General features: G+C 39.7%; 24 protein-coding genes. 4 read left to right on the top strand and 20 right to left on the bottom strand.

The genetic code is table 11. From position 1 onward, the window contains the following. Positions 1 to 364: 364 nt before the first annotated feature. The 13 genes from AC106S_RS13620 to AC106S_RS13680 form a co-directional block, all read right to left on the bottom strand. Positions 365 to 1,405: an outer membrane beta-barrel protein gene (locus AC106S_RS13620; protein ID WP_482439834.1), complete on the bottom strand. Its 1,041-nt coding sequence runs from the start codon at positions 1,403 to 1,405 to the stop codon at positions 365 to 367. 29 nt (positions 1,406 to 1,434) lie between these two features. Next, positions 1,435 to 2,043, bottom strand: coding sequence for a hypothetical protein (locus tag AC106S_RS13625; RefSeq protein WP_482439835.1), 609 nt, complete (start codon positions 2,041 to 2,043; stop codon positions 1,435 to 1,437). Then, on the bottom strand, positions 2,024 to 2,590 hold the full coding sequence (locus AC106S_RS13630) for an RNA polymerase sigma factor (protein ID WP_482439837.1): 567 nt from the start codon (positions 2,588 to 2,590) through the stop codon (positions 2,024 to 2,026). Before AC106S_RS13630 ends, AC106S_RS13625 begins: the two co-directional genes overlap by 20 nt. A gap of 124 nt (positions 2,591 to 2,714) precedes the next feature. Then, complete coding sequence (locus AC106S_RS13635) at positions 2,715 to 3,650, bottom strand: Dyp-type peroxidase (RefSeq protein ID WP_482439838.1); 936 nt, start codon at positions 3,648 to 3,650, stop codon at positions 2,715 to 2,717. 233 nt (positions 3,651 to 3,883) lie between these two features. Continuing rightward, positions 3,884 to 4,615, bottom strand: a complete 732-nt coding sequence (locus AC106S_RS13640; RefSeq protein ID WP_482439839.1) for an ABC transporter ATP-binding protein — start codon at positions 4,613 to 4,615, stop codon at positions 3,884 to 3,886. A gap of 4 nt (positions 4,616 to 4,619) precedes the next feature. Next, on the bottom strand, positions 4,620 to 6,086 hold the full coding sequence (locus AC106S_RS13645; protein WP_482439840.1) for a DUF5687 family protein: 1,467 nt from the start codon (positions 6,084 to 6,086) through the stop codon (positions 4,620 to 4,622). A 54-nt stretch (positions 6,087 to 6,140) separates the two neighbouring features. Continuing rightward, positions 6,141 to 7,790, bottom strand: a complete 1,650-nt coding sequence (locus AC106S_RS13650) for a DNA repair protein RecN (protein ID WP_482439841.1) — start codon at positions 7,788 to 7,790, stop codon at positions 6,141 to 6,143. Between the two features lie 96 nt (positions 7,791 to 7,886). After that, on the bottom strand, positions 7,887 to 8,405 hold the full coding sequence (locus AC106S_RS13655) for an SMI1/KNR4 family protein (RefSeq protein WP_482439843.1): 519 nt from the start codon (positions 8,403 to 8,405) through the stop codon (positions 7,887 to 7,889). Positions 8,406 to 8,408: 3 nt separating this feature from the next. Next, on the bottom strand, positions 8,409 to 9,314 hold the full coding sequence (gene porD, locus AC106S_RS13660; protein WP_482439844.1) for a type IX secretion system protein PorD: 906 nt from the start codon (positions 9,312 to 9,314) through the stop codon (positions 8,409 to 8,411). Positions 9,315 to 9,352: 38 nt separating this feature from the next. Further along, complete coding sequence (coaBC, locus tag AC106S_RS13665) at positions 9,353 to 10,558, bottom strand: bifunctional phosphopantothenoylcysteine decarboxylase/phosphopantothenate--cysteine ligase CoaBC (RefSeq protein ID WP_482439845.1); 1,206 nt, start codon at positions 10,556 to 10,558, stop codon at positions 9,353 to 9,355. A 124-nt stretch (positions 10,559 to 10,682) separates the two neighbouring features. Then, on the bottom strand, positions 10,683 to 11,006 hold the full coding sequence (locus tag AC106S_RS13670) for a DNA-directed RNA polymerase subunit omega (RefSeq protein ID WP_027372958.1): 324 nt from the start codon (positions 11,004 to 11,006) through the stop codon (positions 10,683 to 10,685). A gap of 41 nt (positions 11,007 to 11,047) precedes the next feature. After that, complete coding sequence (locus AC106S_RS13675; protein ID WP_482439846.1) at positions 11,048 to 12,043, bottom strand: outer membrane protein assembly factor BamD; 996 nt, start codon at positions 12,041 to 12,043, stop codon at positions 11,048 to 11,050. Positions 12,044 to 12,146: 103 nt separating this feature from the next. After that, complete coding sequence (locus tag AC106S_RS13680) at positions 12,147 to 12,776, bottom strand: TetR/AcrR family transcriptional regulator (protein WP_482439847.1); 630 nt, start codon at positions 12,774 to 12,776, stop codon at positions 12,147 to 12,149. Between the two features lie 96 nt (positions 12,777 to 12,872). Here AC106S_RS13680 and AC106S_RS13685 point away from each other — a divergent pair, with 96 nt between their 5' ends. From AC106S_RS13685 to AC106S_RS13700, 4 genes are all read left to right on the top strand, one after another. Further along, a complete protein-coding gene (locus tag AC106S_RS13685) occupies positions 12,873 to 13,502 on the top strand; it encodes a TatD family hydrolase (RefSeq protein ID WP_482439848.1) in 630 nt (209 codons plus the stop codon). Continuing rightward, positions 13,495 to 14,220 (top strand): tRNA threonylcarbamoyladenosine dehydratase, encoded by a 726-nt coding sequence (locus AC106S_RS13690; RefSeq protein ID WP_482439849.1) that lies wholly within the window; start codon positions 13,495 to 13,497, stop codon positions 14,218 to 14,220. The genes AC106S_RS13685 and AC106S_RS13690 overlap by 8 nt, the downstream gene beginning before the upstream one ends. After that, the gene (gene rnpA, locus AC106S_RS13695; RefSeq protein ID WP_482439850.1) at positions 14,221 to 14,595 is read left to right on the top strand and encodes a ribonuclease P protein component; all 375 of its coding nucleotides are present in this window, start codon (positions 14,221 to 14,223) and stop codon (positions 14,593 to 14,595) included. It begins immediately after the preceding gene. Positions 14,596 to 14,832: 237 nt separating this feature from the next. After that, complete coding sequence (locus AC106S_RS13700) at positions 14,833 to 15,432, top strand: DUF4126 domain-containing protein (protein WP_482440606.1); 600 nt, start codon at positions 14,833 to 14,835, stop codon at positions 15,430 to 15,432. On the opposite strand, the gene AC106S_RS13705 is transcribed toward AC106S_RS13700, so the two are convergent. Genes AC106S_RS13705 through AC106S_RS13735 form a run of 7 tightly spaced genes read right to left on the bottom strand, consistent with a single transcriptional unit; the run spans position 15,429 to position 22,557 of the window. Beyond that, complete coding sequence (locus tag AC106S_RS13705; protein WP_482439851.1) at positions 15,429 to 16,538, bottom strand: tetratricopeptide repeat protein; 1,110 nt, start codon at positions 16,536 to 16,538, stop codon at positions 15,429 to 15,431. The genes AC106S_RS13700 and AC106S_RS13705 overlap by 4 nt on opposite strands. Next, positions 16,539 to 18,698 carry a hypothetical protein gene (locus AC106S_RS13710; RefSeq protein ID WP_482439852.1) on the bottom strand — a complete coding sequence of 720 codons (2,160 nt, stop codon included), beginning with the start codon at positions 18,696 to 18,698 and terminating at the stop codon, positions 16,539 to 16,541. It abuts the gene before it with no gap. 1 nt (position 18,699) lies between these two features. Continuing rightward, the gene (locus AC106S_RS13715; RefSeq protein ID WP_482439853.1) at positions 18,700 to 19,230 is read right to left on the bottom strand and encodes an LptE family protein; all 531 of its coding nucleotides are present in this window, start codon (positions 19,228 to 19,230) and stop codon (positions 18,700 to 18,702) included. Beyond that, positions 19,227 to 19,928, bottom strand: coding sequence for a DUF4013 domain-containing protein (locus AC106S_RS13720; protein ID WP_482439854.1), 702 nt, complete (start codon positions 19,926 to 19,928; stop codon positions 19,227 to 19,229). Before AC106S_RS13720 ends, AC106S_RS13715 begins: the two co-directional genes overlap by 4 nt. Before the next feature lie 18 nt (positions 19,929 to 19,946). Next, complete coding sequence (locus tag AC106S_RS13725) at positions 19,947 to 21,236, bottom strand: sigma-54 interaction domain-containing protein (RefSeq protein ID WP_482439855.1); 1,290 nt, start codon at positions 21,234 to 21,236, stop codon at positions 19,947 to 19,949. 33 nt (positions 21,237 to 21,269) lie between these two features. Then, entirely contained in the window at positions 21,270 to 22,067 is a 798-nt protein-coding gene (locus AC106S_RS13730; RefSeq protein ID WP_482439856.1) for a tetratricopeptide repeat protein, read from the bottom strand. Continuing rightward, positions 22,039 to 22,557 (bottom strand): hypothetical protein, encoded by a 519-nt coding sequence (locus AC106S_RS13735; protein WP_482439857.1) that lies wholly within the window; start codon positions 22,555 to 22,557, stop codon positions 22,039 to 22,041. Before AC106S_RS13735 ends, AC106S_RS13730 begins: the two co-directional genes overlap by 29 nt. Positions 22,558 to 22,561 lie beyond the last annotated feature (4 nt).

Below are 22,561 nucleotides of genomic sequence, written 5' to 3' on the forward strand. Positions count from 1 at the left end.
TAAGCCTTATAGATGAGTGAAAAATCTGCTCAATCTGCAGCATCTGCGAGAACAATTAAAATCTTTTTAAAGGTCTGATAAAGATTTGAGTGTTACGCAAAAAATCAAATTTAGAAATTTAAACCCGCTCTTAATGTTTTAAATAAGATCTGCTGTTCAACAACATAAAAACCTCAGAAATCCTGAGGTTTTTCTATTAAAATAATGAATGAATGAAAGGCTGGAAGTTATTATTTAACCGATAATTCCGTATCAAAATAATTTTTTAATGGCTTTACAATTCAATAAAGCCGGATGGTCTTTTGCTAAGGCTGCATTTACTTCTCTTCCAGCTTCCTTTCTGTTGATATGAATGGTTACGTTTTTACCACCAGAGTCCTACTCCGAAAACAAGGGCCTTATCATTTTCAAAGCGGTTGTCTTTAAAGAAATTTCCGAAATCTTTTTTCACAAAAATGCTGAAATCGTTGTAGGAAACAGTGAACTGCCCGCCATAAATAAAGGGATTTACCTGATAATTGCCTCTTTCACGCTGGCTGATACCATCTCCTTTGATGATATTGTTGGTTGACATTTTTACGCCACCATAAATATTGGCTCCTATTTTCAGACCTTTGTGGTAATCCCTGTACTCAACATCCATTCCGGCATTTTTCAGCCTGGAGAAATTATACTGTATTCCCAGCGGCATTACAATGTATCCTGTTCTCAATTTACTTTTGCTTAAACCTTTTTCATAATTCGCCAGGTAGACATCGGCATTTCCGTCTTTTGTAAAGAACATATCATTGTCAAGATTTAATGTTCTCCACGAAAATCCGATCCCGGAAATCAGTCCCCAGTGGCTGGTTCTGCTGAACTGATAGTTGAATTTAAGTCCAAATTCAAAATTTCCCGCATAACCTAAGTTTTTATCAAGGCTGTTATCGGCTTTACTGTTCGTAAGATTCATTATTCCGTATGAAATATATCCTCCAACGTCTTTTGTAGGACGGAATTTCTTCAGAAGCTTCTCTTTCAGTTCTTCTTTTGAAGTGACATCAGAATTCAGCAGTGAATATTTTACCTGTTTCTGAATAACGGTATCCAGATCAAACCCGAGATCTTCAATCCTCTGATCTATTTTTTGAGAGTAACGGTCTGCAATCACAGCCTTCTGCTTATCAAATTCAGATCTTTCAAGGTTTTTATTCTGAAGTTCCAGAAGTTCCGCTTCCATATTCTTTTTTTCTTCCTGGATGATCGCATCTATTTTTCTGGCGTATTCATCTACTTTTTCCTTTACGATAGGACTTACTTCGCTGTCTTCTTTTGACGGCAGGTTAAAGCTGAGTGTTTTTTTCTGTGCATACACCGAGCCGGATAACAGACACAGGAATCCCATCAGGATAAATTTCTTGATCATATTATTAATTTTTTATCGTTAAAAAAAGGTTATTTTCCGTTCAGATCTATGGAAGCAACGTTGCTTTCCTTGGTTTTCTGAATAATATCTTTGTGCTCTACGGAGAAGAGCAGTGTTGCCGGGTCTACATATCTTTTCTTTTTGCCCGGAATTTTTGCAGAGTCTTCGGCCTTTGCCATAATTCTTTCTACCGGAATCTGAGGAATAGAAGGGGTTATCAGAGGAGCTTTTTCTTTTACTGAAGGCTTGTTTACCTCTTCAGCCAGTGCTTTTGGAGCAGGAATTTCTTTGATCGTCTCAACCGGTCTGCTGTTTTCCTGAATAATATCCTGTTTTTGGTCTGCAAGAGCAGGCTCTGTTTTCTTATTCAGGTCTGCGGGTGCCTGAATTTTTTCGGGCTTTACCACCGTCATATTATTTTCAACATTCCCTTTTTCTGTATTAAAGAAGAGAACAAATCCCAAACCGAAGGCAAGAAGTATACACGCTGCCACAAGGATACGGTTCATCTTAAACTTTGAAGGGGCTGCTGTCGTCTGCATTTCAATTTCAGCCCAGAGATCTCTTGAAGGAGTAATCTCTCTTTCCTCAATCTGTTTTTTGATGCGTTGGTCTAAATTATCTCTGAGTGTGTTCATTTTTCATTGTTTTTTGTTGTTGAAGATAAAGTACTCTTAGCTTCTCCTTAGCGCGAAACAGCTGTGTTTTGCTTACGGAAACAGAAATCTTCAGTGTTTCGGAAATTTCCTGATGCGAAAAGCCCTCCAGAACATATAAGTTGAAAACCATCCTGTAAGCATCCGGAAGCTGATCCAGAAGATCCTGGGCATTGAAGTCGAATACCGGCTGTTCGTCATAGGTTTCAATCATTACAGCAGGATTTACATCATCAATATAAAAAACCGTTTTGTGGCTTTTGATAAAGTTGAGGCATTCGTTCACTACAATTCTTCTCGCCCAGCCTTCAAGGTTTCCATCTCCCCGGAATGTTTCAATGTGTTTAAAGATCTTACAGAAAGCCTTGATCACACAGTCTTCTGCCTGATACAGATCACTGATATAGCTTTTGGCCGTACTCAGGAATTTTTTAACGTTCTGCTCATAAAAAACTTTTTGAGCAGCCGGTTCCTGTTTTTTCAGGCGGTTTAGCAAATCCTCTTTTTTATTTCCGAACAAAAGCTTCATGATTAATCTGTTTCTACTATAAAGACAACAAAAGTTGATAAAGGTTACACAAAAAAATATTTTTTTTCAAAAAAAGGATAAAAGGCAATAAAAAAGACAGAATCAGCTTCTGTCTGTATGGTAATTATCCTGAGAAATCATCCAGCATATTTCTGGTAGGCACAAAGAAAAGTGTTCCTGTAACAGCTGTACTGAAATCCAGTATCCTGTCATAATTGCCCGGAGGATCCCCGATAAACATATTGGTCAGCATTCTTTTCGTGGTACTGAATGTACTGGCATAGGAAATAAAATAGGTTCCGAATTCGTTGGAAGAAGGACTTCCGAACGGCATATTATCTCTCACAATCTTCAGTTCCTCTCCGTTTTCCCCTTCAATATTGGCCAGAGCAATATGTGAGTTGGAAGGCTTCACGTCATCAGACATTTCAATATCGTTTTCTTTGGACCTTCCGATCACTTTTTCCTGATCTTCCGTGGAAAGGCTTTTCCAGGCATTCATATTGTGAATATATTTCTGAACGAAAAGATAGCTACCACCCTTATACTGAAGGTCTTCATCCCCTACTTTGGCAAAAAAGTCCCTGTCGTCACCATGCGGATTTTCCGTTCCATCTACAAATCCCAGGATTGAACGGGCATCCCAATATTTAAATCCATGAATTTCCAGAATGCTTTCCGCAACGGAACCCAGAAGAGCTGAAATCTCAATGGCCATATCAAAGATCAGGCTTTTATTGTCTGCTCTCAGATGAAAATGAAGATCTCCCTGCGTGGAAACCGCCGTATGTTTTATCCCTTTTATTTCTTCGAAAACAACCAGCTCTTTAGGGAGCGGCGTAGGAAGTTCCAGCATTTTCCATGCTTCCGCACCTATTCCCATCACACAGCTTACCCTGCTGTCCGGAAACCTGTTGAACGCGGAGTTATTGAGATTAAGAACCAATGCACAGAGCCGCTGAAAAACACCTTTCAGCTGTGGGCCGTCGTGAAGTTTCCAGACCATAAAAATGGTATTGCTGTTAGGATAATCCGTAACGTTTTGTGATTCTATTCCCATGTCTTTCTTTATTTTTTTAAGTGTATCTTAAATTTAAGAAAATTATCAAAACTTAAGTACCCTTCTGTGCATAAAGTATTCAACTTAAAATGGCCGCAGTATTAAATCTTTTGTGTCTGTTGTAGTTAAAATAATTTCCCGCAGACCGCACAAATTTCACAGATCTTTGTGGATATTTTTATTCCCGCAGATCAGGCAGAGTACGCAGATTTTAAAAACTTGGTGAATACAATTTAAACAGGTTCCTGAGTTGTTGCTGGAGAAGATACCTGGTCTGCAAAGTACTGTTCCAGATCTTTCAGGGTTTCCGGGTTGGTTCTGATGTCTTTTACAAGCTGTCCTTTATTCACCACCACAATTCTGTTGCATACTTCTGTGGTATGGGAAAGGTCGTGGCTGGAGATCAGGAAAGTAACCCCATCCTGCTTGGAAAGTTCCTTGATCAGATTCTTAAGTTTGATCTGTGTAGACGGATCCAGGTTGGCAAACGGTTCATCCAGAATGATGATTTCAGGGTTTCCGATAATAGCGCCTACAATTCCCACTTTTTTCTGGTTTCCTTTGGACAGGTCACGAACATATTTTCCTGAATTTAAGATTTCTCCATTGAAAAGATCATGAAACTGCTTCAGAAACTCATCTACCGTAGCTTTGTTCTGTCCTCTCAGCTCCCCGATAAAGTAAAAATATTCTTCCGGAGTAAGGTATCCGATCAGAAAAGTATCATCTACAAATGCGGAAACTTTGCTTTTCCATGCTTCGGATTCATTCACTTTGATCCCGTTGATGCTTACAGATCCCGTTGATGCCTGAATCAGGTCAAGCATAAGGCTGAAAAGGGTGGTTTTTCCGGCACCGTTGTTTCCTACAAGTCCGAAAGTTTCGCCGTTAGGAATTTCCAGGTTCTCTATGTTAAGAACAGTAGCTGTTCCGTATGTTTTGGATAAATTATTTATAGTAATCATTGTATTAACCTTTATTTTTGAATGCGTCTATTGTACTGTATTTCTCTCTTTTATACTGCTTTACGATAATATCGAAGATCTTTTCTCTGATCAGGAAACCAACCAGCCCCAGAAGCGCGATGCTTATGACTCCTCCTGTAATTCCGAAAATATATTTCGACACGGCAAAAACGGCCATAGGAAGAAGCATTTTAGGAATCAGAAGCAGTAAAGCTTTGATATTGAAGCTGTTTTTCTGTCCGAATCTTTTTTCTTTTGAGTTAAGATCGATCTGGGTTTTATTGAACGCTCCCGACCAGAGGGTAAACTGGGAATTAACCCCGATATTGTAAATTCCTGCTGCTAAAAAAGTGATATAAATTTCCCAGCCGAAATATACATAAGCCAGCGCCAGAATTACGGATGCTGCCGTTACCATATTCATCAGCCACCATTTTGCTTTTAAATATTCTTTGTAAGGAACGTTCAGTGTCATCATCAGCGGGTAATAAGAGCTGTCGAAAGCCGGAACACGCTGTCCGAAAAGAAACTGGAATCCTCCCGTTACAAACAGTCCCATAAACATCATCATCGCAGGGGTTTTGTATAATGGAGACGAAAACATGAGCATTCCATAGAAAAGGAAAAGAAAACTGCCCAGAAGGATACCTTTGGTTACCTTATTTCTCTTCAGCATTTTAACATCGTTGTTGATGAAAGTTCCGATCACGCCATACTTGTTCAGGAAAGCGATATTCTCTGTTCTTCCGACTTCTTTTTTAGCTTCAAGCCCCTGATCCAGGTAAAATACTTTACGTATATAGCTGAAAACGACTCTCCATAATCCCAAAAACAGGATAACCGGAACGGCCACAAAATAAGGTTTCTCATACAGGCTATAAAAGAGCTTTTCAGACCAGGAAAGCACCGGAACGATATCGTAGTAAGCCAGTCCCGCCACTGCTACGAAAACACATCCTATAACAACGGCAACTGTTTCTTTGTCATTAAAAAGGATATTGATAAAGTTGTTTAAATAGAACAGCAGTGAAATTCCGAGCAGCCAGGTTAAAATACCGGCGAAGCTATATCCGTTGAACAATGCAATTCCGCAGAATGTTATAAAAAACAGGGAGTTCAGCCAGCTGAATGCGGAAAGAAAGGTCTTTACCAGCATATAGTTGACCAGGGTATTCTTCGGAATATTCAGGGTAAGGAACGGTTTGATGTTCTGGGTAGGCATTTCCTGCCAGATATACTTCATGATCAGATCTACTGCCCATGCCACGATTAAAAACCGGGAAACGACCTTAAAAGGATCCTGATGTATTTCTTCCTGTATATAAAAGAAAGCGATGAATGCACCGCCTGCCAGGCAGAACATAAAATAGCCGATCCCGATAAACCGCAGGATCTTCATCGCAAGATTCACTCCTACGGAAGAGCCACGGAAAAAGCTTTTGATTTCAAGCCTTAGGAATTTTAGAAACATATCTTAGTTTTTTACATATTAGTAAATATAATGTAAGATATGTTACAGTTTTTTTCAGCCTATCAATTCTTTTGCCTGTGCCAGTGCAGCTTCGGTAATTTTGCTTCCGGAAAGCAGCTGGGCAATTTCGTTTAGTTTTTCTTCTTCGCTTAAAGGGACAATAGTGGATTGGGTCTTCCCTGCAATGTCCTGTTTCAGGACTTTATAGTTGTTGTTTCCTTTGGCGGCAACCTGTGCAAGGTGGGAGATCACGATCAGCTGCATATCTTCCGACATATCGCGCATCAGATTTCCGATTTCTTCGGCTACTTTTCCGGAAACTCCGGTATCAATTTCATCCAGGATCAGGGTAGGAAGTTCGTCGCTTTCCGCAATAATTTTTTTTACAGCCAGCATTACCCTTGACCTTTCCCCCCCGGAAATAGCGGTCTGAATCGGTTTTAAAGGGAATCCGGAATTGGCCTGGAACAGAAGCTGGATACTTTCTTTTCCGAATAGATTAAACTCCTGAACATCTTTCAGCTCAATATCTACTCTGGCTTTTTCAAGTCCTAATTTTTTAAGGAGGCCTTCTGCTTTTGTAATAAAGACAGGAACGGACTTTTTCCTGTTTTTGGAAAGTTTTTCAGCCAGTGACTGAAGTATTTTTTCTTTTCTGACAATGTTTTCTTCAATTTCTTCAATAGCAGCTTCCAGTTCTGAAGCACCTTTCTGCTCTCCTGCCAGCTGGTCTCTGAGTTCAATCAGCTCATTAAGGTCAGAAACATTATGTTTAAGCAGCAGTGCATTGATTTTATTGTTTAATTCAGTGAGAACAGCCAGGTTTTCAGGATTGATCTCTATTCTTTCGGCTTCATGTTCCAGTTCGGAGATAATATCTTTCAGCTCTACAAAAGAGGTTTCAAGCCTTTCATTCAGCTCTGCAAAAGTTCCTGAAACTTCTGCGATTCTCGACAGTTTGTTTTTAGCTTCGTTAAAGAAAGAAAGAATGCCCACTTCTTCCTGATGGAACCGGGAAAGGATCTGACTGAGGTTTTCGGAGATCATTCCTGCATTTTCCTGAATGGAAAGCTGGTTCTGCATATCCTCGTAATCTACGTCATCCAGCTTCAGTTCTTCCAGTTCATTCAGAAGAAACATTTTGTAATCGCTTTCTTTCCTGTTTTCCAGAAGCTGGGTCTGCAGTTTTTTCAGCTGGGTTTTCAGACTCTGGAAGTCTGAGAATTCATTCTGATAGTCTTCAATTAATTTTTTATTTTCAGAAAGCCCGTCGATGATTTTAAACTGGTATTCCGGAGTAAATAAATTAGAGGTTTCAAACTGGGAATGAATATCGATCAGCTGTGAAGAAAGTTCTCTGAGTACATCAAGGGTAACCGGAACATCATTGATGAATGCTCTCGATTTTCCGGAAGGAAGGATTTCTCTTCTGATAATGGTCTGATGTTCATAATCCAGGTCATTTTCTATAAAGAATTTTTTGAACCGGTTATTTAATGCAAATTCGGTTTCCACAACACTTTTTTCTTCTGCACTGGAAATGGACTTCACATCCGCCCTTTCGCCGAGAATAAGCCTGAGCGCTCCTAAAATAATAGATTTTCCTGCTCCGGTTTCTCCGGTAATGACCTGGAGACCGTTATTCAAAGATACATCAAGGGTATCGATCAGGGCAAAATTTTTAATGTAAATTCTTGAAAGCATGGATAATCCTCGGTTTTATCAGATATTAATATGGAATGTAAAAATAAGTTTTTTTAGTGAAAGCAGAAACGGCAGCTTCTGAATAAATATAAAAGCTTAGTCTTTTGAAATATCAGTGAGCATTTCGCAGAAATCTCTGTATTGGTATTCGAAAGTTCCGGTATCTTCATGATCCCAGCGTACGACGGCATTATGGTTATGGGTATCAAAGCACAGCATTCCCCAGTCGCTGTAAAAGGCAAACGGAACATAGCCTTTATCCAAAAAAAATTCTCCCGGATAGGTATCAAACATCATTTCCCGGAGAGATGCCCGCCATGTGTTAACCGGATGTGGACAAAAGGAGACCTCTGAGATCTGCAGCTCATAAAAATGTTTATGTTTCAGGAATGTCTTAAAGTCTTCAGGAAAAACAAATCCCGTCTCCTCTTCCAGTTCCTGAAGTTCGGCATCGGTGACTGTACTTTTCACCGGAAGCCAGAATTTCCATTCTTCATCCGGCTGATCCGGAGCCAGCATTTCTTCTTCTATATCACAGGGCAGCTGGTTGATTTCATTTTCAATCCAAAAACTGAGGGTTCTGTCAACAATTTCCTCAATTGTTTCTTTCATCATCATTTAATTCTTCCATTTGCTCCATTTGTTCTCTGAGTATTTCGGAGAAAGAATCATCATCAGCTGTTTAAGGTCATTCATCACAATTCCTCCGTTGTTTCCGGAATTGAAAACATTAAAGATCTCATCACTTTTGTTGTCTATAAACAGGTTGAAGAAATAAGCCTGCTGGAAAGAGTTTTCATACATTTTCAGCTGCATAAGTGCATCAAAGATCACTTTTTTTGCAGTGGTCTGATCCTGGTTGAACAGGTTATCCAGCCCCGCACGGTGATAGCTGTATATTGTGGAACGCAGCTGGCTCCAGTTCGGGTTGATAATTTCATTGATCAGAATGGTACGGCTCCTCGGCTCATTGATGGTATTCCAGCCTTCATAGTTTCTGTTCTGGGAATTCTGAGCGATCTGCTGTGCTTTTGAAAACCACGGCGACCCTCCCATAGACTGGAAGCTGTCTGCATCATACCCTAAGATCAGATACACGTAAAAGCTCACCACATCGATCAGGTTCTTACCGGAAAACTGTCTTTCATTAAAAACAAGGTTTTCATTTTCAACATATTCAAAAGCAAATCTCTGATCCTGAAGGTTAACCAGAGGAGATTCGTATGAGGTATTGTAAACCGGACGAACCGCCTGGATCACAATGCTTCCTTTATATCTGTTTCCGTCTTTCTCGGCAACAACAATAGCAAAGTTGCACTTTACCTTTTCAAAATTCTGAAGCTTTTTACCGGTCCAGCTTGTATTGTTTATAAAATCCCTGAGACTTTTCTCCAGAGCTTTATAGGCCTGCTGGTTACTTCCTCCCAGCTGCTGGGAGTTGACCTGCACGGTAGCAAGCAGTTCCTGGGAAAAACTCAGTTGATATATAAAAAGCAGGAAAAATAGGCTTATGATTTTTTTCATTATTCTTACTAATAATTGAGAACGGAAATTTATTAAAATTATTTTAAAAGTTGAGCCTCAACAAAATCCAGAATATCTCCGGCTACTTCATCTTTTGATTTAAGGTTAAATTCCTTTTTCTCCGTTCTGGTAAATATTTTAATTTTATTGGTATCGTTTTTAAAGCCTGCTCCTTCATCGCGTAGGGAATTCAGGACGATCATATCAAGATTTTTCTTTTCCAGTTTTCCTTTGGCATTTTCTTCTTCATTCTGGGTTTCCAGGGCAAAGCCTACTAAAAACTGATGGGTCTTTTTCTCGCCCATTGTTTTAAGAATATCGGGATTCTTAATCAGTTCAATCGTAAGGTTTTCATCATTCTTCTTGATTTTTTCTCTGGCAACCTCTTTTGGGGCATAATCTGCAACGGCAGCACTGGCAATGCCTATATCCACACCTTCATAAAATTCAAAAACTTTGGCCAGCATTTCTTTTGCGGAAGTCACTTTATGCAGTTCAATAGCTGCATGGTGAGTAACCTGTGAACTCGGTCCGGAGATCAGAATGACCTTTGCTCCCCGTTTTGCAGCTTCTTCGGCTAAAGAAAAGCCCATTTTCCCTGAAGAGTGGTTTCCGATAAATCTTACGGGATCAATGGCTTCATAGGTAGGTCCTGCTGTGATGAGCACTGTTTTGCCTTTAAGGGTTCTGTTTTTTTCTGAAGAAGCAAGGAAGTTTCCGATGGTATTGCAGATGGTATCCGGTTCTGCCATTCTCCCCTGCCCTACCAGTCCGCTGGCCAGTTCTCCGCTTTCCGCCGGAATGATCCTGTGGCCATAGCTTTCTGCCAGTTCAAGATTTTTCTTGGTGGAAGGATGTGCATACATATCAAGATCCATCGCCGGGGCAATGAATACCGGGCATTTGGCAGACATATACGTTGCAATAACCAGGTTATCGCACATTCCGTGGATCATTTTCGAGAGGGTATTGGCTGTACACGGTGCTATAATCATTACCTCTGCCCATAACGCAAGTTCCACATGGCTGTTCCAGGTTCCGTTATCCCCGTAAAAGTCGGAATAAACAGGTTTTCTGGAAAGGGTGGAAAGACTCAGTCTGGTAACGAAATGTTCCGCATCTGGTGTCATGATTACCTGAACTTCAGCTCCTTTTTTAATAAAGTCCCTGATCAGGAAATGGATTTTGTAAGCCGCAATTCCCCCGGAAACAGCGATAAGTATCTTTTTACCGGAAATACTCATTTAGTTTTAATTTTTTGAATCACTAAATTACTTATTTTTTCGCACAAAGACGGTTTATGCAACGACAAAGGTCATAAAAGAAAAGAATTCCCTTATGACCTTCATATATAAAAAACACAAATGACTATTTTCTGTCTTCTGTCTTTCTGAAATAGATATCTTCGTTTAGCCACTCTTCAATAGCAATTGAAGTTGGTTTTGGAAGCTTTTCGTAATGCTTGGAGATCTCAATCTGTTCTCTGTTTTCGAAAACCTCTTCTAATGTAGAATTGTGAACAGCGAACTCATCAAGTTTATTGTGAAGTTCCGTACGGATCTCTGCATTGATCTGTTCTGCTCTCTTTCCCATGATAACAATAGCTTCATAGATTGAACCTACTTTATCTTCAATCTTATCTTTATCGTAAGTAATTGTATTTACTTCTGCTTTTGTATCTTTTACACTCATTTTGAGAAAATTATTTTATTTTAAGATGGCAAATTTACGAATTATCTTTGAATTTTGAAAGTAGCTGCCGGAGGAGGGGTCTGAAGTGCCGCACTGTCCCTCTGGATCTGCATTGCTTTCTTTTCATTGCTGATCTGATCTTTGATCTGCTGGTCTGTTTTATTCTTTGCTTCCATTCTGGCGGCTTCTCTTTTCTGCTTTTCAGTCAGGGTTGCCAGTCTTGCCTCCGTCTCTTTTTTCACAACTACGAAATTCCGTTTTTCTCTTTCAAGTTTTACTCTGAGATCTGCTGCTGTTTTTGCATATTCTGTATCCGGAAGCTCTTTTTCTACCATTTTGGTATAGGAAAGGGCACTTTCAATACGTTCATCTTTAAGGCTATACACTGATTTCGTTGCCAGTTCGTACCGGGATTTCATGATATAATCATAAATTTTCGGACGGAGTTTTGTACTTGGAAAGTCTTCCAGCACATTATCCAGTGCTACATTAGCAGCTTTATAATCACCCATTTTGAAATACTGTTTTGCATTTTCATAGGCTTTGAATTCTAATTTATAAGTCAGCTCATCAATAAGCTGTCCGATATTTTTAGATCTTTCCGAATTCGGATAATTGGTGAGGAAATCCTGCAGTTCATTGATCGCCGTTTCGGTAGTTGACTGGTCGAGGTTATAATCCATAGAACCTTCATAGTAGCATAAAGCAGACATATAGGCAGCTTCCTCGGCTCTTGGATCTTTAGAGAAGTTTACGGCAAAATTCTTAAACTGATGCCCTGCCAGCTTATAGTTTTTATCGTAATAATTGGCATAGGCGGTATTGAAACCTACGTTAGGGAAATCATCCGTTCCCGCCACAAGGTTAGTCAGTCTGTCGTAAAGGGCCAATGCATTCTTCCACTTCTTTTTGGCGAAATTTTCATTAGCTGCTTTTAATATAAAATTCTTGTCAGCACTTCTCATGGCTCTTTCCTGCTGGCTTATGCATGATGAAACCACTGCTACTGCAAAAAGGCCTAAAATATATTTTTTCATATAAAAAATTCAACAGTTTTCGGATTATACAGCCGATTTACTAATTTGCAAAAATATAACTTTTTTGCCAATAGATTTTTTTTTATGAATATTTAACGTAATTTTAGTCTGCAGCGTATCCCAAAATGGCAAAAACACTGAGTAAAAGATTCATTCTTACTTTTTTCTCTGCTTCTTTGGCGTAAGCCTCCTCATTTTTACTCGGTACATACAGCTCATAGAAATTTTTGTTCCGGATCACAAATAAGGTAGAACCGATAATCATCGTAAGAATATCTTCAGGTTTCGGGGTAAAGGTAAAGACTCCTGAAGCCACTCCTTTTTTGATCACCTCATCGAGTTTTTTCACAAAAAGCTGATAGAAATCCAGCAGTTCGTCTTTTAAATTGTCGGTATGTCTCAGTTCCTGGGTAACAAAACCATGAAAATAGTTGTACCGGAATAGCTGGGAAACAATATATTTGATCATTTCGCGCATCTGCATTTCCGGTTTTCCTTCCTTAATGGTATCTGCAAATTCCGAAAAGTTCTCTCTGGTCTTCAGCACCCTGTACTGATAGAGATAAGACATCATTTTTTCTTTGGAACCGAAGTAGTAGGAAATCATCGCTACATTGATGTTGGCCTTGGAACAGATATCTCTTACAGAAGTTCCTTCGTATCCTTTTTTTGCAATCAGTTCTTCAGCAATGTCCAGTATGTGAATCTGTTTTTCTGTAAATTTTTTTCTCATTGAGATGCACTTTGAGTAAAGTTAAGAAATTTTTAACAGATTTATAAACGTTCGTTTAATAATTTTAAATTAATTTTCTGGATAATCGTATTTTTGATGATGGATTTTTTTGATTTTCACCACCATAAGGAAAGTATTACGTACGGGATCTATAATCTGGATCCGGGAGCTCCTTTCCGGACTACTCCTTTTTCTGCAGGAATACATCCTAAAGATATCGGTGCGGATTCCCTGGAAGATCAATTCAGGTGGCTGGAGTCCTGTATCTCAGAAAACTGCTTTGCTATTGGAGAATGCGGACTGGATTCTATGGTTCCTATTCCCCAGAAAATTCAGGAAAAAGTTTTTTTAAAACAGATCCGTTTATCCAATGAGGTCAGAAAGCCGCTTATCATCCACTGTGTAAGAAAATTTTATGAGGTGATTTCTTTTAAAAAGAATGCTGAACAGGCAATGATCATTCATGGTTTTAATAAAAAGAAGAGAATTGCAGAGGATCTGCTGGCCAGGAATTTTTATCTGAGTTTTGGAAAAGCCGTTTTGTATCATTTATCTTTGCAGGATATTTTAAAGGCTGCACCTTTGGATAAAATTTTCTTAGAGACTGATAATGATGATTTTAACATTGAAGAACTGTATCATAAAGTCTCGGAAATAAAGGGTATTTCACTGGAAATGCTGAATGAACAAATTTTAGAAAATTTATACACAATAAAAAATGGATAAATACTGGCTGGAAAGAACAGAGCTTCTGATCAAGGAAGAGGGACTGGAAAAACTGAGTAAAGCGAATGTTCTGGTTGTAGGATTGGGCGGTGTAGGATCATTTGCCGCAGAATTTCTGGTGAGAGCCGGTATCGGGAATATGACCGCCGTAGACGGTGATACCGTAGACATCACGAATATCAACAGACAGCTTCCTGCCCTGCATTCCACGGTAGGAATGCATAAAGTGGATGTGGTTGCGGAAAGACTGCTGGACATCAATCCTCAGCTTAACCTCATCAAGATCAACGAGTTTCTCAACCCTGAAAGAATGGATGAAGTGCTTGATTCCGGTAAATTTGATTATGTTCTTGACTGCATCGACAGTGTTACTCCCAAACTGTGTCTGATAAAGGCCGCCAGAAAAAGAAAGATCAAGATCATCAGTTCCATGGGAGCCGGCGGAAAGACCGATCCGAGTAAAGTAACGGTAAGAGACATCAGTAAAACACAAAACTGCTATCTCGCCAAACAGGTAAGAAAAAGACTGAAAAAGGAAAAGATCCATAAAGGATTCAGGTGTGTGTTTTCTAATGAGCTTCAGAAGGAGGAAAGCCTGAAAATGACTGACGGAAGCAATTTTAAAAAATCATTTTACGGTACTATAAGCTTTATTCCGGCTATTTTCGGATTGTATGCTGCGGCCGAGGTGATCAATTATTTAGTGAAACAGGATTAAATGCAGCCATTCAAATACCCCAAAGCAGAAAAGCTCAAAAAAAACACTGAGATTTCTTTACTTTTTGATAAAGGTAAATGGAGAAGCTGCGGCCATCTCAGAATCATCATCCTGAAAGATAAGCCCGGTCAGCCAGTGGAAAGTACCAGATTGGGAGTTTCCGTTTCTAAAAAATATTTCAAAAGAGCTGTACACAGAAACCGTATCAAAAGGCTTTTAAGGGAATGCTACCGTTTGAATAAAGACCTGTTTAAAAATTCTTTTGGCGAAAAAACGATGGCTATGCTGTTCTGGGCTTCTCCGGAAATGCCGCTAAAATTTCAGGATGTTGAGGCGGAGTTTATTAAGCTATGTCAGATGCAGAAAAAGCCTTAATGGGCTGTTAAATCTGAAAGACCGGTTTTTTTAACCGCAAAAGGAGCAAAAGTTTTTACGCTTAAGTTATTTTTTTAAGATTAAATACTTTGCACATAGAAGTTCGCATAAGATGAAATGCTCTGATTCCTATGTATCCCGCAGTGTAAAATTTTATCGGAGATAAAAAAACAGATGAGCACAATTTATGCTTTGGTTTTTGTAACTTTAGGGAAAACAATAAATCTGAAAATGAATATGTTAGACAACATTCCCTATTTTTCTTATGTTCTGAGTGCTTTTATCGGCATCGGGCTTGCTGCTGCGACAGGTTTCAGGGTATTTCTCCCCATGTTTGCGGTAAGTCTCGCTTCCTACCTTCACTGGATCCCGATGAGTGAAAATTTTGAATGGCTTTCCGGTCTTCCTGCTTTAATTACAACCGGTATTGCTACTGTTGCTGAGATTTTAGCTTATTATATTCCGTTTGTGGATCATTTGCTGGATACGATTTCGGTTCCTATGGCCACAGTAGCCGGATCGATATTATTTGCCAGCCAGTTTGCCGATCTGGGAACATTTCCGCAATGGGCTCTGGCATTAATTGCAGGAGGCGGAACGGCAGCAACGATCAGTTCTGGCTTTGCCGGAATCCGGGCGGCTTCCACAGCGACAACAGGCGGACTGGGAAATTCTGTGGTGGGAACTACTGAAACAGCAGGAGCGGGTATTATGTCCGTACTGGCGATGGCTGCCCCTTTTGTTGCAGCGGTTTGTGCCGTGATCCTTATTATCCTGGTTGTTGTGTATGGACGTAAAGCGTGGCGAAAACTTCGGAAAATCCGTACAGAGCCTTAGCCCTTGCATTTCAGGTCTGATGAAGGATCATCTTTGGCAATTAACAGTCGGATTCTTTCCGCATCTTCAGTTAATTTCAGCTGACAATAGTAGGAAAACAACCTGCTTAAAAGGATTCTGTTATGATCAGGAATCAGTTCTTCATACTTCTTCAGAACATTGAGGGCTTCTTTTTTTCTGTTGAGCATAAGAAGATATCCTGCACATCTTAAAAATAATTCTGTCTTTTCAGAGGGAACAAAAAATACTTCTCCTTTATCATCTTTAGCCGCTTCAAAGATCTTTTCCGGATCTGTATTGTGAAAGTCTCTTCCTATTTTATTAATTTCCGAGAGTGCCTTTTCATTCTGACTTGTAACAATGAGTATCTGAATTTTCAGGTTTTTATAGGCTATAACATCGAAACCGGATGCATTTTTGCTTTTCTCTGCTGTACGGATGATATTCAGTGCTTCGGTGTATTTTTTCAATGAGAATAAAGCGTGAGCTTTATTAAAAAGAGCCAGGGAATTATCTGGATCTGAAGCCAGTACTTTGCTGTAAATCTTTAAAGCGTCCGGTGTTTTTCCTTCTGCTGTAAGATCCGCCGCACGGTTCAGCATTTCATCATGATTTTCCTGAATGGTCTTTTTCCCGGTGAGATACTCTGTGATCAACGGAATAAACTCTTTTGTCATTTTCTGATAATAGGCGAGATGTTCTGCATCACTTTGGGACTGGGGCCTTCCGCCTGATAGAAATCTATCAAAAGACTGAGCGGTTATTTCAACCTCAAAGCTGCCTTTATTATAGGCCGCTACTACGGAAACGGAAAAATTACAGTTTTTATCTTTTGTTTTATTGATCTTATCAAAAAATGCTGATCCTACAATTTCTTTAAAGGAATTAAAAGACGACCCTGTTGATTCCCATCCGTGGCTTAGTACGGACTTTGCCTGAGGCATCTCATTTAATCTGGTAATCACAGCTTCTTCACTCAAATGCTTTACCGGAAGCACCATTGTATATTGAAGTGTACTGACAGGGAATTCTTCATCAAGCCTGACCTGAGCCGATGAAAAGGAGAGAAAGCACAGCAGAACAATACATACCAGTCGTACGGTCATTTATTTACCGCTTTTAATATCATTGACTTCCTTGATTTTAGCATCAAAATATTCTGCTTTCTCAGGGTGTTTTTTCTTTAAAATTCCAAATGCTTTAATGGCTTTACTGTACAGCTTCTGCTCAAGATAAAGATTGGCCAGGGTTTCTGTCATCAGGTGGGAAATATCATCATTTCTTTCCTTAACCACATAGGTACTTTCTTCTTTTAACTGACTGATTCTCGGATTGTTTTCGATGAATGTCTCGATCGCTTTTTCTTTGATCTCTGTTTTTTCTTTTTCAATCTCAACGGTTCTGTCAATTTTCAGCCAGCTTTGCCATGTATTGATAAAACCTGGAACATTACTGTCAAGAGCAGGCTGTTCCTGTTCTATATTCTGTACAGGTTTTTCGTTTTCTGTTTCGTTTTTAGTTTCACCACCGGATAAGCTGGAGATATCTGATCCGAAAAATGAAACACTCATCACCGGAGCCTGTTCTTCAGAAATGGTTTCACGGTCTTCTTTTTCAGCTGTTTCCGTGATCTCTTCTCTTTCTTCCTGAACAGCTTCCGTTTCTTTTACAGAGCTTTCAGCAGTTATCTCTTCATCAATTTTTTCCTGCTTTTCTTCAGTAATCTGAACCGGTTCCTGAGCTACATCCTCCATCTTAATTTCCGGAGAAGTGACTTCTTTAGCAATCAGGGAGTCCGGAACATGGGCATCTACACTCATCGGTTTCCATGCTGTATTGATTTCAGGAGCCACTTCCGGTTCTCCCGGCTCTTCCGCAGGAACTTCTGCCGGCACAGTTACCGGATTCCCGTTCTCAACCATATTCTCTGTAACGGCTTCTGATCCGGATTCTTCTTTTAATTTAGGTTCATCGCTTCCTGTTGACCAGAAATGGAAGTTCTGTGTTTCGGCAAAACTGATCTCATGATCTTCTGTCTCAGGTTCTTCCTCTGTAATTTCGGCTGCAGGTTTTGTCTCCTTCATTTTCTTTTCGACCTCTTCAATCAGACGTCTCATTTCTTCTTCATGCTTGTTCACAGCAGGCTGAGCAATTTCTGCCATCGCTGTTTCTTCGGTATTCACAGGCTGAATTTTTACATCAGGCATGAAAGAGTCTGTTCCGTGGAAGCTTATTTCAGCCGGATCTTCCTGCTCTGCTGAAGTATCCTGTGATGTTTCAGACCGGATGTCCTCAACAGCAGGATTTCCATTTTCTTCTGCGCCCGGTATCAAAGGTTCTATTTCATGAAAACCGGTATGATCTTCTATTTCTTCTGTTATTTCTTCTGAAGGTTTCTCTTCGCTGATGATCTCTTCAGGTGTCAATTCCGCACCCATTTCCGTTTCAGCAATTTCTTCTTTTTGTTCTCCGGAAAGCGTGTGTGCCGATTCAGGATTAGTTTCTTCATTAACAACACGTTCCAAAGGATCAATTTCATGAAAGCTCAGATGATCTTCCTGAATCACCTCTTCTTTTTCTTTTGCTTCTGAAAGCTGATCCTGATTTACAATTTCTTCAGGAGTAAATTCAGTATTTTCTTCCCCGGCTGTATCGGTATCTGGCTTCTCCTGAACCGGTTCCTGGATAAGGCTTATAGGATTTGAAACAAATTCCGTCTTCTGGGTAACCAGGGTACCTGATTCCAGGGTAGATTCAAGGTCTATGGTTTCCGCCTGCTCTTCATTCAGGAAGTTTTCTTCTCCTTCAAACAGAATCCTGTTTCTTTCTCCGTTTACATAAATATGGGTAACTTCCTGAGGAGTATTGAGCATACAGGCTGCTGTTTCTTCTTTATTTTCTTTTGCCTGCTCCTCGGTCGTTTCTTGTCTTTTGAGAGGAAAAGCTTTGTCTTTGTACCCGAAGCGGGCCGGCTTTGCAGCTGGTTTTTCAGCTGGTTTCTCTTCTGCCTGTTCAACAGGTTGGGTTTCCGGACGGATTTTCCCGTTGATCAGCTGGTAAAGGATCTTTTTATCTGTGGTATACGCAGCGGTTATGGAGAGCTCTTTCTGATAATTTTCCTGATCATAAAGGTGAACTCCATATAAATGAAGTGCCCTGATGTTTTGAACATATGGAAAGGCATGAATTTCTTCTTTCAGAAGGTTCAGGTCTTCTGACTGAATATTTTTCGGATTCTTTAATAATTCTAAAACTCTGGGATTCATCTTACCAATTCGCTACAATATCGTTAAATATCTTGTTAATAATTCTGTCTGTCACTACCTTTACCTGGGAGGCTTCAATCTCGCTCTGGGTAAGGTTGCTGTTGAACACCACTTCATCCGTATAGGCTCTGTCAAAGCTCAGATCCGGATGGAGCTTATTTTCATAATGTACCTTTACCGTAATGGTTAGCTTGCTCTGTGCCTGCTGAACGATTCCACCGGAAGGATTTTCCTGTGTTCCTGAACTGATCGTAGTAGGGGAAAAACCATAGTCTGAAATTTCACCTTCTATCAGAATATCCGGATTTGATTTGGTTCCTTTTAATGTAGTTCTCTGCAGAAACCGGTTCTGGATGTCCGTAGAAAACTGCTGGGAAAGGGTTGGATTCACCAGTGATGCATTATTCGGAAATTCATTGATCTGAACAGTTTTTTCGTCTGTGAGTGAAGATAAAGACCCGCCTGTAAACGAGTAACACTGCTGAAACAGTGAAAGAACCACAAATCCAAATATTATTTTTAATTTACTCATACTGTTTTTTGATTTGAACTTCCCAGTATATTTTTAAAGGAAGCATATTTAATACAGATGCCAAGAGGTATTGTAAACAGGACACCAATCCCGCACAGGATCGCCCCCAGCTGAGAAATAACTCCTACCACAATAGTGAACAGAAAGATCATGAAGAAGTTTCTTCTGGCCAATTTCCATGAAATAGAAAAGGCTTCTCTTATGCTTGTAATTCTATACAGCGAGATCAGAGGCTGTACAAAGTACATGGATATTGATACAGCAAACAGCAGAACAATAACCAGCAGGAACCAGATTCCCATGCCTCCGGCAAATAAAGCGGCTCCGGTATCTGAGAATTCCCCTTCTGTTGCAGAAGCAGCGAACAGGATAGGAAACAGTGATATCTCAACCGGAATCATAATAATGAAAAGTACAATGAATAGAAATACAAAGAATTTAAGATAGGTTACAAAATCTGTAAAATCAAAAATATCCCCTACCTGTACTTTTTGTCCTTCATCTACTTTCCGGCATATCTTATAAAAGTTCCCCAACGCCATCACTCCTAAAAAAGGAATAAAGCTCATCACAAACAGAAGCAGGGTTGCCACAATAAATCCGCCAATATCTTTTTTAAAAAGATCAACACCTTCGGATATGAATTTTCCAATATTCATTTCATATCCATTGATGGCCGTTACATCGAAATTCTTCATTTTTTTTGTTTTTTACTTTTAGTCTTCCAGGTTATATTGTTTTATTTTTCTGTATAATGTTCTCTGTGAAATACCCAATTCATCCGCGGCTCTGTTTCTCCGTCCTTTATGCTTTTCCAACGCCTTGATAATCAAATCTTTTTCATTATTCTGAAGTGACAGAGACTCCGGTCTGTTTTCTTCTACTTCAATATCTTCGATATCTTCATAGCTGTCCTCGGGAGTTGAAATAATAGACGGGGTCTGTACCACAGGGTTTTTATCTTCAAAGTACAGCAGGGAGTTGTGGTTTACGGGAGCCGCCTGTTGGGTTTCCGCGGCATAGATTCTGTTGATCAGGTTTTTCTCCTGATTGCTCAGATCACCGGCCCCTCTGTTTTTGATGAGTTCCGAAGTTAAGGATTTTAAGTCATTAATATCACTTCTCATATCGAAGAGAATTTTATACATAATTTCCCTCTCACTTCCGAAGTCGTTCTGCTTTTGGGCAGTCTGGTTATTCACCACCATCGGAAGGTGGGTTTCCATCGGAATATATTCGGCCAGCTTTTCTACTGTGATGTTTCTGTTTCTTTCCACTACGGTCATCTGCTCTACAAGATTTCTCAGCTGGCGGACATTTCCGGGAAAGGAATAATTATCTATATAGTGGATGGCAGCCGGGTCCAATTCCAGTTCCGGCATTCTGTATTTTTCTGCAAAATCGATAGCAAATTTTCGGAAAAGCAGGTGAATATCTCCTTTTCTTTCTCTTAAAGGCGGCATATCGATCTGTACGGTATTTAAACGGTAAAATAAGTCTTCCCGGAATCTACCGTCATGAATGGCTTTCATCATGTTGACGTTGGTAGCAGCCACAATCCTCACATTGGTTTTCTGTACCTGTGAAGAACCTACTTTCATAAATTCACCGCTTTCAAGAACTCTTAAAAGGCGGACCTGGGTCTGCAGGGGAAGTTCTCCTACCTCATCCAGAAAGATTGTTCCTCCGTCTGCCACTTCAAAATAGCCTTTTCTGGTAGCCGTGGCTCCGGTAAATGCTCCTTTTTCATGCCCGAACAGTTCGGAATCTATGGTTCCTTCGGGAATGGCACCACAGTTTACCACAATATAGGGCTGGTGCTTTCTTTTTGATTCGGAATGAATGATTTTAGGGATAAATTCTTTTCCTACCCCACTTTCCCCGATCACCAGCACGGAAATATCCGTAGGGGCTACCTGGATTGCTTTTTCCAAAGCCCTGTTCAATGCAGGATAGTTTCCTATAATCCCAAAGCGGTTTTTTATGTTTTGTAACTCGTTGCTCATAAGTAAATGTTTGATTATTGATTTAATACGGGTTTACAGGGTTTCAATCTGCGATCTGTAAACTTTGTTGAAATGATGGGTATAAGGATCTTTCATGATCTTCCCTTCATCATACGTTTTTAATGCTAACGTCTTTAAATCCAGATAATCTTTGTTTCTGATCTTAGAAACTTTACTTTTAAAGTATATATTCTCGGCAAAGTCGTATGCTTTGCTCTGTTTTTCGAAATTTTTTAAGGCCAGATCGTATTGCCCCAGTTCAAAGTAGGTAACCCCCAGCTGATAATGGTCATACAGTCCTTTGAAATAATTTTTGGAAGCAAGGAGCTTTTCAATGATGTCGGCCGCTTTTTCTTTCTGACCTAAAGCACTGTAAGACAAAGCCCTTACCACATCCAAATGATAATCCCCGTTTTGAGATCTTCCCAGGTCTTCGGGATAGTATTTTTTCAGTTCTTCAAGATCCTGAATAGCCCCGGTATAATCCCGCAGAAACTCAAACCTGCACCATCCTCTGTATCCCAGATGTCTTTTAGGATCCAGGGCAACGGCTTTATTAATGAGAATTCTCCAGGTGATAAAATCACCGTTTTTAAGATAAGGAACGGATTTTTCCATGTAGGAATGAGAAAAATCCGGACAGAGTTCAATGGCTTTGTCAAACCCTTCCTGGGATGCCTGAGAACCCTGCCTGTCGGAAGCCCAGTTGTATAATTCACAAGCTTTTTTGCAATTCTCACCCTCTACTGCATTACAGTTGACCTGTGCAATAGTATTGGTGTAAACGATAAGTAACAAAAAGCTAAGGTAATACCTCTGAAACTTTTCCATTTTCAATTTTATAGGTTAAATACTGGTAGTAATCTACTTTAAAACCTTCTATTTCTTTAGTCTGCCATCCGTCCAGCGATCTGGTAAACTTTAACAGTTTCTTTTCCAGTTCCTGATCTAAATCTGAACTCTCCAGATCCGGATTCATATGCTGTACTCTGAACAGTCCTGTTTTTCCTTCACAATTTACTAAAAATCTGACCGTAATATAGCCATTGATCTTTTTTTCAGAATGTATATTTTCTTTATTCAGTTTTTCAATAATTGCAATCTTCTCTCCTTTATAATCAAACTCCCTGGCTCCGTGATAATACTGAAAACTGAAAGGCCTGTCTTTTCCTTTTCCGCATTTTTTCAGATCCGTATCATCCAGATTCTTATCAAAATGAATATCTCCTACCGTATCCGGATATCTGCTTATCGTTTTCTCAGTCTGACATGACATCAGAATGAAAGAAAACAGAGCAAAGAAGGAGACTGCTTTGATCAAAACT

The sequence above is a fragment of the Chryseobacterium sp. FR054 genome, assembly GCF_056844565.1.